At 37.3% G+C, this 14,086-nt stretch carries 17 protein-coding genes and 1 tRNA gene; 1 reads left to right on the plus strand and 17 read right to left on the minus strand.

Annotation, left to right across the window (positions count from 1 at the left end; all coding sequences use genetic code 11):
* Nucleotides 1–5: 5 nt before the first annotated feature.
* The 15 genes from ACIQXJ_RS13330 to ACIQXJ_RS13400 all read right to left on the minus strand — a co-directional run bounded on the left by ACIQXJ_RS13330 (nt 6) and on the right by ACIQXJ_RS13400 (nt 10,631).
* Complete coding sequence (locus ACIQXJ_RS13330) at nt 6–1,445, minus strand: phage tail sheath family protein (protein WP_403054377.1); 1,440 nt, start codon at nt 1,443–1,445, stop codon at nt 6–8.
* A 2-nt stretch (nt 1,446–1,447) separates the two neighbouring features.
* The gene (locus ACIQXJ_RS13335; protein WP_403054379.1) at nt 1,448–1,753 is read right to left on the minus strand and encodes a hypothetical protein; all 306 of its coding nucleotides are present in this window, start codon (nt 1,751–1,753) and stop codon (nt 1,448–1,450) included.
* A complete protein-coding gene (locus tag ACIQXJ_RS13340; RefSeq protein ID WP_403054381.1) occupies nt 1,737–2,231 on the minus strand; it encodes a TroA family protein in 495 nt (164 codons plus the stop codon). The genes ACIQXJ_RS13335 and ACIQXJ_RS13340 overlap by 17 nt, the downstream gene beginning before the upstream one ends.
* A 4-nt stretch (nt 2,232–2,235) precedes the next feature.
* A complete protein-coding gene (locus ACIQXJ_RS13345; RefSeq protein ID WP_403054383.1) occupies nt 2,236–2,775 on the minus strand; it encodes a phage tail protein in 540 nt (179 codons plus the stop codon).
* Between the two features lie 8 nt (nt 2,776–2,783).
* Entirely contained in the window at nt 2,784–3,113 is a 330-nt protein-coding gene (locus ACIQXJ_RS13350) for a hypothetical protein (protein WP_403054385.1), read from the minus strand.
* Between the two features lie 14 nt (nt 3,114–3,127).
* Nucleotides 3,128–3,496, minus strand: a complete 369-nt coding sequence (locus ACIQXJ_RS13355) for a hypothetical protein (RefSeq protein WP_403054387.1) — start codon at nt 3,494–3,496, stop codon at nt 3,128–3,130.
* Nucleotides 3,497–3,506: 10 nt separating this feature from the next.
* Nucleotides 3,507–4,571, minus strand: coding sequence for a major capsid protein (locus ACIQXJ_RS13360; RefSeq protein ID WP_403054389.1), 1,065 nt, complete (start codon nt 4,569–4,571; stop codon nt 3,507–3,509).
* Between the two features lie 12 nt (nt 4,572–4,583).
* Complete coding sequence (locus tag ACIQXJ_RS13365; RefSeq protein WP_403054391.1) at nt 4,584–4,955, minus strand: head decoration protein; 372 nt, start codon at nt 4,953–4,955, stop codon at nt 4,584–4,586.
* 2 nt (nt 4,956–4,957) lie between these two features.
* Nucleotides 4,958–6,028, minus strand: a complete 1,071-nt coding sequence (locus ACIQXJ_RS13370) for a head maturation protease, ClpP-related (protein WP_403054393.1) — start codon at nt 6,026–6,028, stop codon at nt 4,958–4,960.
* On the minus strand, nt 6,028–7,575 hold the full coding sequence (locus ACIQXJ_RS13375) for a phage portal protein (protein ID WP_403054395.1): 1,548 nt from the start codon (nt 7,573–7,575) through the stop codon (nt 6,028–6,030). The genes ACIQXJ_RS13370 and ACIQXJ_RS13375 overlap by 1 nt, the downstream gene beginning before the upstream one ends.
* Before the next feature lie 16 nt (nt 7,576–7,591).
* Nucleotides 7,592–7,825 (minus strand): DUF6148 family protein, encoded by a 234-nt coding sequence (locus ACIQXJ_RS13380; RefSeq protein ID WP_403054397.1) that lies wholly within the window; start codon nt 7,823–7,825, stop codon nt 7,592–7,594.
* Between the two features lie 3 nt (nt 7,826–7,828).
* A complete protein-coding gene (locus ACIQXJ_RS13385) occupies nt 7,829–9,619 on the minus strand; it encodes a phage terminase large subunit family protein (RefSeq protein WP_403054399.1) in 1,791 nt (596 codons plus the stop codon).
* A 1-nt stretch (nt 9,620) separates the two neighbouring features.
* On the minus strand, nt 9,621–10,130 hold the full coding sequence (locus ACIQXJ_RS13390; protein ID WP_403054401.1) for a hypothetical protein: 510 nt from the start codon (nt 10,128–10,130) through the stop codon (nt 9,621–9,623).
* Between the two features lie 180 nt (nt 10,131–10,310).
* Nucleotides 10,311–10,481 (minus strand): hypothetical protein, encoded by a 171-nt coding sequence (locus tag ACIQXJ_RS13395; protein WP_403054403.1) that lies wholly within the window; start codon nt 10,479–10,481, stop codon nt 10,311–10,313.
* Nucleotides 10,482–10,557: 76 nt separating this feature from the next.
* Nucleotides 10,558–10,631: transfer RNA gene (locus ACIQXJ_RS13400), tRNA-Arg, on the minus strand.
* 438 nt (nt 10,632–11,069) lie between these two features.
* On the opposite strand from ACIQXJ_RS13400, the gene ACIQXJ_RS13405 reads away from it, so the two are divergent.
* Nucleotides 11,070–11,237, plus strand: coding sequence for a hypothetical protein (locus ACIQXJ_RS13405; RefSeq protein WP_403054405.1), 168 nt, complete (start codon nt 11,070–11,072; stop codon nt 11,235–11,237).
* A 198-nt stretch (nt 11,238–11,435) separates the two neighbouring features.
* On the opposite strand, the gene ACIQXJ_RS13410 is transcribed toward ACIQXJ_RS13405, so the two are convergent.
* Together ACIQXJ_RS13410 and ACIQXJ_RS13415 are read right to left on the minus strand one after the other, a co-directional pair.
* Nucleotides 11,436–11,831, minus strand: coding sequence for a hypothetical protein (locus ACIQXJ_RS13410; RefSeq protein WP_403054407.1), 396 nt, complete (start codon nt 11,829–11,831; stop codon nt 11,436–11,438).
* Nucleotides 11,832–12,193: 362 nt separating this feature from the next.
* Nucleotides 12,194–14,086, minus strand: coding sequence for a DNA primase family protein (locus ACIQXJ_RS13415; protein ID WP_403054409.1), 1,893 nt, complete (start codon nt 14,084–14,086; stop codon nt 12,194–12,196).

Here is a 14,086-nt window from a genome sequence, read left to right on the forward strand (position 1 = left end):
CCCTCCTATTCACTCACAAATAGTGATTTATAATACGATGCATCAAACTCTAAGATATTATCAATATCTTGTGCGGGCGTTGGTTCAGCCACTAAATAACGGAATCTTAATTTGCCACTAATTAAATCAGTTAATGGGTTATCCTCATCCCTAAATTCAACACGTGCCCCAATAAGTACACCTGCACCTTGTAAACCGTTCAACCACATATTCATCGTGTCTAAAATATTGTCAATCAGCCTTTTCCCAATCGGACCATCTACTTTACTCCACGTTGTTAAAATGATTGTATTGGCTAGCCAGTTATGCGTGACACGTACAGGGATGAAAGTATCCTTGACATCTGTACTCGCTGGATACGCGGCCGTATAGTTGCCCCAAGCACGCCAGCCGCCGATAAAGTTAATTGCTGTAGTGATACCTTGATTATTTAATAGTTCAGCTTGGTCTGGTGATAACTCAATTTCTTCATAACCATCTGCTGTTTCTACTAATAATTTAGTCATTGTTAATGGTTTATTAGATGGTGATTCATGTGGAAAATCACCATTATCATACGCTGTTTTCATAATACGGCAAGCAATCTGCGAAGATAGGTGATACACTTTGTCCCCTATACCTGTTAATGGCCAACAAACGACTTCGTTGTTACCTGTGTAATTGTTTTTGTTTTTCCATTCGTTAACCTTTGTATAAGTGTTAGCTTCTAACGTATTTACATCATCCAAAGATTGAGCACAAAAATAAGTATTGATAGAAGAAGCCTTCGCTTTCATCACTGCTGCTACTGTAGGATCTTTGGAGAACTTAGGTGCAAGTACAAGGCCAGGTACCATACTAAATTTAGGAAAAACATTGTTCAGTAGCTCTAAACCTGTGCTTTTCCCTGACGAGATGTCATAGCCACCAATAATATGATTGTTCGAAATTACTTCAGGTGTTAAATAATCGTATTTAACTTTTAGTTGTGTGACATCTTCTTTCAAAACAGCAATAGCTATTTGGCCATCATCATTGAAAGTTGCTATATAGTCTTGATCACTACTCAATGGCGTTTCATTTTGACTCACAACCAATGAGGAAAATAAAATACCCTCAGTTTCTATTACACTTTTTTTACTGATTACATCAATGGTTTCTTCTTTACTAGTTTTATGTTTAGTTGGATCTAGAACATTTACAAATACCACTGGACCAACACTGAATTGTCTAAATGCTAAATCGGCCATTTCACAAAGTGTGTAACTCTTCCAATCCTCTGAATACCCTAGTGCCTTTACAAATTCGGGAAATGAATAGGCTAAAACAGGTTTATTTACGTTTTCTAAGGTTTCTGCAAGGTTGATTGGTGCTGTACCAAAAACAACTGGAAGTGTCGCTGTAGCTACTACAGGTGCCGATAATGATGTAGGAACTTCCCTTACTCTTGAACCATGACGCGCCATAACTATTTCACCTCACTAAAATATTCATTTGTCTTTTTATACAACATTGATTCAGCAGAGAAACCATCAAGTAAACTTTGTTCAAATTCACTTAGTTTCTCTGGTTGAATAAACATCTTTTTAAATGCAGGTGAATTCTCCAAGTGCTCCTTAAAGTGTTCAGGGTAGCCACCTACAAACGAACTAAAACGTTGGAGGCCTCTAATTGGTGGGCCAACATAAATAAGAATTTCATGTTTAACACTGTCTGTAATGACTTGACTCACTTGTTCAGCTGATGCTTTTTGATCTTTAATAATTGAAGGCATTTCCTGCTTCACTCCTATCCCATTGAACTGCAGGCGTTGCGAAATCCACTTCCATGATTCCGCGCCACAGTGGTTTCAGTTGTTCTTCGAAGAGAGCTAGTTCTATTTCTCCAGCTAATACACCTGGACCTACAAAACCTGCCTCTTTTAATGCGAATTTAATGTGATTCATAACATGAAGATTATCGCGCCATCCTTGGCGTTCATCTTTGCTATAAGTACCTACTAAAATTCTAAATTTCATCACATTATTACCATGCAAATCGTCTTTCTCATGTAAAAAACGGACAATTACAAATGGATAATCGTCCTGTTCTGTATCCTCTTCACCACGTTTAGAATTCTTTTTCTGTGGTACATAGCCATCATATATAGTTGGTGCCTTTAGTACACTTTCATCTTTTGTTGGTAGGCGTATTTCTGAAAGTTCTTTATTGAAAAAAGCAACTAATTCATCAGTCATGTTTAAAGCATCCACTTACTTACCCCCCATATATCAAACGATTCATTTCATGTTCAAGGCGATTATCTAGCGTTTCATGCGCTCGTGAAACAACGCTACTCAATATTGATGCCTCTCCCATCATTTGTGCTATGGAAGGTCCGTATAGACCCTTTATCGGGTAACGACTATCTCCTACACGTGCATATACGTTGTTATAGGCTGAAACAATAAATCCTTGTTGAATCGGTTTTCTACTTCCACCTTTTTTGACACGAGCGCGAACAATGGCATTATTGGCCTTTTTAGGAGTCACATCAAATTTCATTAATGGTATCGTTGGACCACTTGCTCGAATTTCCGCATTAAGTGTTCCAGGAGTTGATTTGACTATTTTAATATCACCTTTAATATCAGAAGCACGAATTATATACTTAGCTCTAATTTCTTGACTTGCTTTTGCACGTGCAGAAATTGCAGCCCTGTTAATTGCTCTGGAAATCACTATTCTTGCTTCTTTTGATGTCCTTTGAAAAAGCCTTTCTAATTCATCAACATGGTGTAAATTAACCTGAATCATACAAACACCTAACTTTCATTTGCACTGAGGACAATTCGGATGACTCCCATTTCTTCTCCTGATTCCTCGACATAATAACTTTGTCCATCTAAAACTAATTCGCTATCAATTTTAGGGATATAGAAATCACTACTCTTCACATAAACAGTTTTATAGACTTTAAATACATCTTGCGAAGCATCTAATTGTTCACGTCCTAAACCGTTTAAATCTTCTGAGCTATTATCAACAACAACCAAACTCATTGATTGGCCATCTAATTCATGTTGATCAGCCATTTCATCGTCATTAAAAAAAACACTAGAAATGTCTGCTTCTAATGTCTCCTTAAAATTCATATATCCACCCTCCCTTAATCCACTAATTGATCTAAGAAAAAGGCAGTTTTATCGTTTTCAACAATTAAAGCAATAATATTGGCCTTACTAATATTACCTTTCCAATCTAGACCTTGTTGTTTTGCACCATCTTTTAACTCGTCTGGTTCAAAGTTTAAATCAAGTATCTTTTCGATGGACTCTTCTTCCGTTATATGGTCTTCAGTTGATCCCTCGACATTTGGAATTACTACATCAACTTCTTTGACTGCTGCAGTAATAACACCTAATTTTAAAAGCCTATCACTTTCTTTTTCTGATAATATCGATTCTGCAAGGAAATCTCCTAGGCAATAGCGTTTACCATTATGGCGTAAGATAGATAATACTTTGAATCCTCTCATACTAACCCTCCTAAACTACTTTCGAAGTCAACCATGCATCTACATTCCCTGGCTTTGGAATTGGACGTGATGCAAGTCGAACCATTTTTTGTTCGTTCTGATGATCAGACCAGATTTTAGGAACACGCTCGCCTTCGTAAGTCACGAAATCATCACTTTTTTCCATTTGTGTAATTGCGCCATATGCAAAACCTGCAAAATTCTTCTTGGCCAAAATTACAGTATCGGCAGGAATATACGGTTTCTCTTCTCCATTATCATCTAAATACCAATCATCATAAGTGTAAATTTCTACACCTAACCCAGGTAACTTACCGATGAATGTAACTGCATCACTTTTAATACTAGGCTCAATATTACCAAAGTTCATATTCTTTTTATCAAACATGTCCTTGATAATTGGATGATTGATAAAAGCTTTTTCTGCGTTTTCACCAAGTATTAATGTATCCGGAGCTACGCCTGACTGTTTTGTTACTAATTTTCGCCATTCCTTAATATCCTGGTACGGATTTGAAACAAATTCTTCTTCTGCATTTTTGGTATAGTTATCCCATTTGTCAGTACCTGATAAAGTTACTCCCTGTGAAAAGTTGAAATCAAGTTCCTGTTCGACAAAACTATCTGGTCCTTCCCCGGTATAACCCTTCATAATCACTTTCCCGTGAACCAGAGTTTGTGCTGCTAGCCATTCTTCACGACGACTAATCATTTCATTTAATTCAATTAAATCCTTTGCTAAAAGCTCACGTGCACGTTGGGCAGGTGATTTTGTACTAACAACACTTTCCCCAGCTAGACGTTTTGTAATATCATCAATAGTTAATGATTTTTGTGGCGCAATGCGTGGAGCAATGTATTTTTCTGTACGGTAACCATCGCGTTTAACCGTTACCCCGCCTGTGCGTGGTGCAACAAATGGCGCCATTTTACGTTTACCTTTTGTGTAATCTATAAGAACATCTTCAGTTGGAAATGTTTCAACTGCATTAAAAAAAGTGTCACGCAAGAATGTGTGCACTTTTGGCATTTGAGTAATAGCTTTTAAAATTGTTATAGTTTTATAAAGTTCCATATTTGTTCCCCCTTAAATTGAAGTCTTTAAGTAAATTCCTTTAGTGCGTAAAACATCATAATGAGCAGATACATTATCTGTTCCATCTGTTAGTAACGCGTCTGAATTAAATGATCCTGAAATATAGGTTTCAGAAAAAAATGTTTTACCTGGTTCACTACCTGTATCAACATCATCTACCAAAATAGCATCAGCTATGATTGGTGGAGAAGCAGTTGTACTAGCTACTACATATTCCCCCTCGCTATTTCGACCAATGATTGTTCCTTGTAATAAAAGACCCTGCCCCCCTTTTAATTTAGCTGCCCCATTTTGTATAGGGAATGCAGTGTCATAAATTAAATTATTTGGCTTGTAAATTCCTACTTGTTCATTTAACTTCATTTTTATTCCCCCCCATTTGCAAAAACATTACCTAAAGCCTCTGCTTCTTTATTTATTTCATCTTTTGGATCGGGTAAAACTGGAGCATTAGAACCCGGAATATCATTCAGTGGTTCAGCATCCTTTTTCATATTTGTTAATTGGTTTTGAGCATGTTCTTTTTGAGCTTTAAGAGCATTAATTGCAAACTGTGCAGCTGGAATTCGGTCTTTATATTTTGCATCGTTAACTAACGTTTCATTGCCTGGTATCGCAATATCTTCAATTTCCTTAATTCTAGAGTTTTCAGCTTCTACGCCTTCTTCATAACCCATATTTTTTACTTGCTCAAATAACTCTGGATGCTCATTTTGTAACGTCTTTAAATCCATAACATCATTTCCTTTCTCATTTATTGGCTCTGTAAAAGAGCTCATATGATTTATTGGTTCAGATAACCCTCTACTCTTTGCAATTGCCTCACGTGCCTTATCTATAGCCTCTGGAGGTAAAATTACCCCTAATTTATCATTACTTGCATTTGAATTGGTTGCACCTTGATTATCTTCGAACAAAATTTCATCAACAAAGCCCATTTCTTTAGCTTGTTGAGCATTCATCCATGTAGTTTTATCCATCAATGCTTGCAATTCATTTTCAGTTTTCTTCGTTTTTAGCATATAAGCATTGATAATGGCTTTATCTGTGCTTTGTAAAAATTCACTTGTTGCGTTCATGTCCATATAATTACCTCTTGCAGAGGTAGATGCGTTATGAACCATCATTTGACCAAGGATAGATATAGCAACGTGATCAGCTGCCATAGCAAGAAAAGATGCTGCAGATGCGGCAATAGAAGGAATTTCAGCTTTTACTGTGCCTTTATAATTTTTTAAATCATAAAACATTTCTGAACCAGCCCAAACTGAACCACCGCCACTATTAATTACAACTGTTAATTCACTATCATTCTCTGCTTCTGCTTGATTAATGGCATTCCTAATGTCCTGAGGACTTGTTGCGGCTATGCCAAACCAATCATAGACCTCTTTTAAATCATCGCTTACGATTGTTCCTTTAATGTCGACTCTCATTATTCATTCTCACCTCCTTCATCTGATTTATCAGAATGAATATTTATATTTACAGGTGTATTAAATCCTGCTTCATATCGTAACTGTTCCTCACGCTTTCTTAATTCATGATTACGGAAGTAATCGGTTCCTGTTAACTCTTGCGCTTCTCGAGTACGAGTACTTATTCCTGATTCAATACGTAAGATTGCTGCTTCCACTTCTTTTTTAGGATCTAATTGACCTTGTGTTGGCCCATTCCACTCAGCCCCACAATATGCTTTTCGTATTAATGGATTATCAAAAAAACCTGGTGCATGAAGACGACCTTGCAAAACTGCTTCTGCGAGAAATTCTTCATAAATTGGCTGACAAAAGTTTTTAGCTAACCACACTCGACGCTTTTTAAACATTTTCCATGCTTCTAGTAATGCACCTCTTGACGCTGAATAAGAAGAAGTAAAATGTTTCATTAGCACTTCATAAGGTATCTCTAGCGCAACCCCTATTTGACGAAATATAGCTGTTGTAAAGGCGTCAAAATTTGGATTTGGTCGACCTGGATTAGATTCTTGAATTTTTTCACCTTCACGGAGAAATGTAACAGAACCGTTACCTATACTTATTTTTGAATCGTCTCCCTCATCGTAATCAACTTCACCAAACCCGCCGCCAAACTCATCTTGTTTGGATGGTTCTGTTGTAATGAATACTGAGTACATACCGCTTATTACAGCTGCCATTAATTCCGCTTCTGTATATCGATCAATTTGTTTTAATCCTTCTATTACAGGTGCAAGAACGGGTATTCCCCGACGCTGTTCTGGACGTTCTATATCTAATAAATGAATCACATTTAAACGCCCCGAGAGTTTTCCATACTTTTCAATACGTTTCCAATTGTTTTGACCAGTCAATGAGCTGTTAGGATGTTTATCTGCGATGTGATAGGCAATAACTTCACCTGTTGAATCAATCTCTACACCATTTATCATTTGCTCGTTAGTAAATGTATTTACTATTGGATTACACACTCTATCAGCTTCAATTAATTTTACTGTAAGCTCATAGAGAGAACCGCTTCGTTTTTTATAAGGTAAAATAGCAAAGCTGTCTCCGGAAACTAAGGTTGATAGAAGCGCAAGTTGTTGCAGCTGTCCAAAATCACACATTCTATTAGCATCACAATTTTTAGAGTCAGCCCAATAAGTAAATTCGCGCTCAATATTATCTTCAATGGTTTCGGCTTCTTCTCTTGAAAGGCCTAAAAAATCGCCGTCAATTTGAGCATTTAATTTAAGCTCATAGCCGACGACGTTGGTAACTATTGATTTTAATGACCCACTAGCGATGGGTGCACCCATATATAAATCTCTCGAACGCTCACGCATGGTTTCTACATTTCGTTCAATATCATCAATTGGATCACTTAAAGAACTGATCCATCCTACGACCGAACGTTTGGTACCACTAGCAGCATGGTTTCCATAACCTGTATTTGTCGGTGAAACAGTATTTATTAATGGTTTTTGTTGATGCTTATCTTTATTAATATTTTCAGCCTTCACACATTTCACCTACCTTTTAAAAATCCATCGGAATAAATTGTTTTGTTCTCCGTATTCTCTTACCCTTTTGAACCATCTCAAGTTCTGCAACTTTATTTTGCCAATACGTAATTCGTTTTGCTACTTCTGATAAATTGGCTTTTGTTAAACTACGATTACTTATTGTATAACTTTGAGCATTTGCAATAGCTCGCTCTGCATCTAGCCAAACTTTTAGGTTTGTCTGAGCTTCCTGTAATGTAATAGCCATTAGCTATCCCCTCACTCTTTTTCTTTTTTTCTTTGCACTATAAATACCCGGATATTCTTTCTCAAAGTTTGGATTAACTATTTCAATTGCTGCTGTATTATAAACACGTAAATCAAACGGTTCGTTTCGATTACGTTTCTTAACCCACACATGATAAGGTCGACCTTTTTCCAGACGTGTTTCTAACTTTTCAGCAGTCAAACCAAGAAAGTAATTAAATTCATAACCTTGTCCTTTTGGAAAATGACAATAACTCGGTCCAGGCTCATCTACACGCAGGCTAGACAGAACCCGAGCCTTTCCATCATTAACACCGAGTCTAATAAGTAGCGTTTTTAGAGGCTTAGGTCTTGATGTACCTGCTAACAGCGGGATATATTCACCCTTTACTGCGCTTGCCCCCTTAATAGCATAAATTCTCCTCGCTTCTCGAACCCTCGTGAAACGATAGACTTCTTGTGTAAAGTGTCCCCCTGAGTCAATGCAAGTACAAGCAATTCCAAATTGCTTACCGTTCGCTTTGCTCCAACGTTTTTGAAGCCATAAGTCAAGCTGTTGCCAAGTCTCTTCAAGCTTTAAATCTCCGTATAAAACATGATATTCTATTCCCCACGACTCTCGACCAGGCCCCCAACCAACTACTTCAATTTCAAATCGGTCATCCTGAACGTCAACAGCTGCAGTTAACACTTTAACTTGTTCAGGTACTTCAGCGTCATATTTTTCCCTACGTTCAAATAATTTATCTTCATCAACAGTTGTTCCTTTTTCTTCCCATGTTTCACCTAAAACTGTGTTTACCCAGGTTTTTAATTTTTCTTGCCCATCACGCTTTGCCTCTAAGAAATCTCTTACAATTTCGTCCCAAGTTACCCACGGACTAGCAAACTGGTTTAAATGGAAACCGCGCCGGCGAGAATGTTTTTTTTGCGCAACCCATTTACCTTTAGCGCGTTTCCATTCACGTTCGCTATGTAAACAGCCGCATTCTCTACATGCATGATTAACATCATCTACAATAAATTCATTATCCTCTGTTTTACGATACTCAAATTTTATCTGCGCCCATTTAATTGGTTGGACCGTATCACATGAAGGACAGGTCAATGACCATTGCTCCATAGTACTATCATCATAAAGTTGCTCAATACGCGAAGTATCTTTATCAAGTGGTGTTGATACGTAAACATGCTTTCGATTAGATGGGAAAGTAGTTGTACGCATTTTTGCTAAATTAATTGGATCCCCTTCTTTACCAGCGGACACTGGATAACGGTCTACTTCATCACATAGTAAAATTCGAATTGGTCTACTAGATAATGATGAAGCTGCATTTGCCCCAACAATCGCAATGGATCCACCTAAAAAGGCTTTTTCATCAATTGTGTTACCGGCATTCCTTGCAACTTTCTCACGTAATGCTGGGCTTGCTTCAATCATTGTAGAGAGCCTTGTTGTAGAGAAATAACGTATTAATTTTTTGTTTGGCAGCATGAACATTATCGGGCACGGATCATAATCAATGTGATAACCAACCATGTTTAGCATGAACTCTGTTTTACCTACCTGAGCTGATGCCATAATTGCTACTTCTTCAATTTCTGAATCTGTAATACAGTCCATTATTTCACGCATATAGGGCGCTCGATTTGTGCGCCAAGGACCTGGCTCTGCAGATGTATCTGATGTTAAGGTACGATATTGGTCTGCCCATTCAGAAACTGTTAAAGCCGGGCGTGGCGACCACAGTTGCGCTAAATCTTTAAATAAATTGATTGTTTTTTGTGCAACCAACTTAATCGCTACTTTCCTTTTCAAAAAGCTTTGGTGAATAATCTACTAAAACGGTCAAAGCATCTGTGATTTCTTGAATTAAAATTTGTTCAATTGTTTTAGCTGATTCACCATCTAACTGTGGGCTTATCCGTGTTGGCAATGACAATAATTTCGATTTAGCGCTTAAAATCATATCACCCATAACCAAACGAACATCATCTGCAGCGTGTAATTGCCCTCGTAACTGCTGTACTTGCAGCTCTGTTTTTTCTTTCTTTAAAACTTCATGCTCTGTTTTAACATCAATGTGGCGTGGTTTCCCATCTTCCTCTTTACCACCTGAAGCATGCTCAATATAAGCAAGAATATTTTCTGCCATATTGTATTTTCCACGGCCGCATTGTGTGAGCACGCCATCACGTGTTAATTGACGAATCCATTGCGGCGTTTTCCCAACTAATTTTGCAAATTCACTTGTTCCAATTTCCAAAGTAGCAAGGTCATCTACTTTCGCTTTGGATTTTGTCATATCCTCACACCTCACTTTCGCTTTTATGCATATAAATTCGCCTCTATTTGTAAAACAGTAGATGAAGGTTTTTTTCTAAGTAGTACCTTTCAGCTCTCACAAAGCGAAAGCGAAAGTGAAATTTTCGAAATAAAAATAGACCACTTTTGGGGCTCGCAAGACCCGCATGCAAAAAAAGTCCTAGAAGAACCTATGTTTTTTCCTTTGTTTTTTCCTTTGTTTTCCTTCTTCAACCCTATTAGCAATCATATTTAACGCACTGGCTACACACATTGCACTCTTACTTGCTATTGCACCCAATGCCTTAGCCTCTTGTTCTAACCCTTTGAACTTATCCTTGCACTCTATCATTGTTCATACCTCCACAATTCATAATTGTTGATCCTGGACTTACATCATAACAACTGCCCTATGCCCACATTCTTAGAGCCCCAAGCAGGATTCGAACCCGCAACCAACAAGGTAGAAACATGTTGCTCTATCCAATTGAGCTATTGAGGCATAATAAAAAGCCTACATTCAAACGAATGCAGACTTTCAAACTAGGTGAGACAGACAAGGATTTGCACCTTGTATGACTAATCTTTACCGTTTATGTCGCTATCGGAATTACGAAATTCTAACCACCAGCTCATGATATGGGCTCCTTAATTGGGTTCACAAGATTAGCAATCTGTGTTTGCGACTATAATGGAGTTGTTCCCTTCGTCATAAAAGCAGTCTTGACCAGGTTCTTGTTACTGTGACCTATAATCAAACTTCCAACCGATTTCGATTAATCTACGTAGTAGCGTCTACCTATTTCGCCACTGTCTCAAGATCATAAAAAGCCACACCTAGTTAGATGTGACTTCCCCTTTATAATATATATCCATGATTTTGAAACTTTAATTAATCTTCCACGTATATCCTATTAATCTATTAAAAGGTGGTGATAACATGGCAGGTAATGCAGGTAATCATCGCGATGGTGCAGTGACAGGTCGTAGTCAATTCAAAGGACCTAATGGCAACTATATTAAACGCGATACAAGCACAGGACGTTTCATGGACCAAAAAACTTCTGGTGGGAAGTTTAAAGGTGTACGTACGGAAAAAAAGAAATAGTCCTAAAACGGAAACATCTACAATTAGTAGATGTTTTTTTATTTATCCTCATTTCAGGCATAACAAAAGACCGTACATTTTTGCACGGTCTCTTTCTGAAAGGATGTTTTCATGGCGTGATGTAATTATCACATTACCATCATATAACGGTTTTTCAATAGTTTCAGCCACTACATAGTAAGGTACTTTTTTAACACCTTACCTTGAGGAAACCTTTTCAGCATACTCCATCATACGCATGGCATTAGCGTGTTTGATTTTTATATAGTTCGTGCTGTAATTTAATTCATTAGCAATTGTTTCGAGCGTCTTGCCTTCCACATGCTTACGATAAAGTATTTTGTATTCCAGTCCATCGAATGTGCTGATGAGCTCTTTTAAGTCGTGAAGGTCATTTAATTTATGGGCAAGTTCATATTCAATCACTTCAATCCGCTCTTCTAATTGTGCCCCGTCAGATTCGGCTGTCAATTTAACATTCCATAAATCTCCGCCTGTCCATCTACCTAACTCTTTTTTACTTCTCTCTAAATTAAATTCGAGATAGGCGATGGCTTCTTCAAGCTTTCGATAATCCTTCAACCATTCGTACATATGCAGCACCTACCTTTTAATATGGTTACAAATTGTGATACTCATAGTTACAAGCTGTGTGTAACCTTCAAAATGTTGATTTATCAACGTTTCAAGCAGATTAGTTACAGATATACAGATTATTTAGCGATTTTCCTTTATATATATTTCTATTTCTTTCTTTTTTTCTTTTTATTTATTTTTTATATACTTATATCTATTATTTATCTGTAACTAAAGAAATAATATTAATATAAATATATATATAATAAGGGTTTGTAGAGGTTACAGATGTATTTTTTCATTTGTAACCTTCTTCTATTTAAAATGACAGATAAACCCTTGATATATAAAGGCTTAAAGAGGGTTACTGATGTAATCTCTCATCCTGTTACCTCATCCGTAACCTTTTTATATACTCTTACGGAACTGCCCATAACTTTTACAACCCTCGATTCCCAGCCTTCCTTCTTCATCCTACGACCGAATTCGGTACTTCCAGCCGGTTTGTGCCCCTCATCTTCACAATAGGCTACATACATTGCATATACATCCCTGGTTCTTTTTCCATCGATTTCATCGCTATATTGGTACAAAAATGAAAGAGCACTATCGGATTGAATGAAATATTCAATTGTTTGCTGTTCGATAGTGTCCGAATCGGATAGTTTATTTCCGTTTTTGCGTATTCGCTTAATTCCTTCGAGTGCTAATTTTAGTATGTAAGACTTAGCTGTATCACTCGAAAGCTTCTCGTCTAAATTTTCATCGATCACTTTAACTTCTGCATCACAAGGAATGACAACTAAACGTCTACCAATACCTCCCGACTTATCTTTAAACTGTGGCATCTTATTACATGTAAAAATGAGTGTAGCTTTTGAGCGTATGGTAATCGGAATTGAATAAATTGGACGTAACATAACTGGATCACCAGATGCCAGTGTTTTAAAATTGGCTGATTTGTCCAGGTATGACGCATCAATATCATCAGCAATGTTCATAAGCTTACCGGACATCCCATAAACAGCGGTGTCGTCATCGAATTTATCTAATGGCACGTTCGTTTCTAGACCATTCGTGAATGCAGTAAGCATTTTTAATAAGGTTGATTTACCGTTGTTCCCTTTTTCAGACTTGTAAAAGAAAACCTTGTGCGGAAAACCTTTAGTCATTAAAATGTGACCAAACATTTCTTCAATCACAATGCGTAAATCTTTTCGGTTACAAGTGAAGAAATCTAAGAATTGATCTACATTCTCGTCATAGGCTTCCTCATCGTATTGAACATCTAAAAAATAGGGTGTAAAGCCCGCATCGATTATTATGGGCTCGCCATCATCGATAATCACCCCATTAGGCAGCTGGATAACAAAATCATTGTCCTCTACTACGTTTGACTTTATTTTAAATAGTTCAAGTAGCTGCTTATGTTGCGCTGGCTTTAATTTAATATTCTTGTCTATTTCTCGCAGTAGCTTATTGGAATCGGAAATATAACGGTCCAGTTGCTTAAAATAAATTTGATTGTTGTAATAATGCAGATCCAGGCGTTTGGACAATACTTCACTTGTCATGACCATGTCTTTTGGATTCAGCCATTGTTGCGAACTAGGTGCCGGCTTTTTATCTAAAACGGATTTAATTGTATTATTTAGCTCATCATCGTCCATTGCTTCGGCAAATACTTTGGTATTGATAAAAGTTGCAAGTACCTGGATTGTTTCGTTGTCGATCATATCGGTGCCATACTGCTCTAACGTTGTAAGCAAATGACTGTAAATGGCACTATTGCGCCCTTGCCCTTCTTTAATGCCTAGTAAATTATGTTTTAATTTAGAAGGATACAAGAGCAAAGGAAGCTCTGGTAACGTGCTCACATCTTCAAGATAATGAGCATTTTCCATTGGTCGAAGTTTGCCATTTTGCTTAATCGTAGCTTGTGAACGTGTGCCTGTTTTATAATCGACTTTTAGTCCGGCCACTGTCGTTTTATCTGTGTAGTTTTTAATTGGTGTTGTCATTCCCTCTGCCTTTGGACGCTTATACCAAAGATGAAACCCTCGACTTGTTTCCACACGCAAGGATGGATAAACAGAATAGATATATTCAGCTGCATCTGAGCGTGTATCAAAGTCCACAACCACTATATCTTTTGTTAAAATGACACCTGCATCTTTATAATTTTTGTGGTCTGTCGAAAATATATCGAATGAGTGTTTAGGCTTTTTTTCTTCTAGCTCGATATAGCGCAATGGCTTTATAGTAGACTTCAA

Origin of the sequence: Lysinibacillus sp. NPDC097868 (genome assembly GCF_044761135.1) — a bacterium.
Taxonomy (GTDB): Bacteria; Bacillota; Bacilli; order Bacillales_A; family Planococcaceae; genus Lysinibacillus.

Coding starts and splice junctions, on each gene's coding strand:
- ACIQXJ_RS13370 (WP_403054393.1), bottom strand. CDS start 6,028: ATGAGAGTCGACATTAAAGGAACAATCGTAAGCGATGATTTAAAAGAG.
- ACIQXJ_RS13365 (WP_403054391.1), bottom strand. CDS start 4,955: ATGAAGTTAAATGAACAAGTAGGAATTTACAAGCCAAATAATTTAATT.
- ACIQXJ_RS13405 (WP_403054405.1), top strand. CDS start 11,070: ATGGCAGGTAATGCAGGTAATCATCGCGATGGTGCAGTGACAGGTCGT.
- ACIQXJ_RS13335 (WP_403054379.1), bottom strand. CDS start 1,753: ATGCCTTCAATTATTAAAGATCAAAAAGCATCAGCTGAACAAGTGAGT.
- ACIQXJ_RS13380 (WP_403054397.1), bottom strand. CDS start 7,825: ATGGCTATTACATTACAGGAAGCTCAGACAAACCTAAAAGTTTGGCTA.
- ACIQXJ_RS13395 (WP_403054403.1), bottom strand. CDS start 10,481: ATGATAGAGTGCAAGGATAAGTTCAAAGGGTTAGAACAAGAGGCTAAG.
- ACIQXJ_RS13330 (WP_403054377.1), bottom strand. CDS start 1,445: ATGGCGCGTCATGGTTCAAGAGTAAGGGAAGTTCCTACATCATTATCG.
- ACIQXJ_RS13410 (WP_403054407.1), bottom strand. CDS start 11,831: ATGTACGAATGGTTGAAGGATTATCGAAAGCTTGAAGAAGCCATCGCC.
- ACIQXJ_RS13355 (WP_403054387.1), bottom strand. CDS start 3,496: ATGAGAGGATTCAAAGTATTATCTATCTTACGCCATAATGGTAAACGC.
- ACIQXJ_RS13345 (WP_403054383.1), bottom strand. CDS start 2,775: ATGATTCAGGTTAATTTACACCATGTTGATGAATTAGAAAGGCTTTTT.
- ACIQXJ_RS13390 (WP_403054401.1), bottom strand. CDS start 10,130: ATGACAAAATCCAAAGCGAAAGTAGATGACCTTGCTACTTTGGAAATT.
- ACIQXJ_RS13350 (WP_403054385.1), bottom strand. CDS start 3,113: ATGAATTTTAAGGAGACATTAGAAGCAGACATTTCTAGTGTTTTTTTT.
- ACIQXJ_RS13360 (WP_403054389.1), bottom strand. CDS start 4,571: ATGGAACTTTATAAAACTATAACAATTTTAAAAGCTATTACTCAAATG.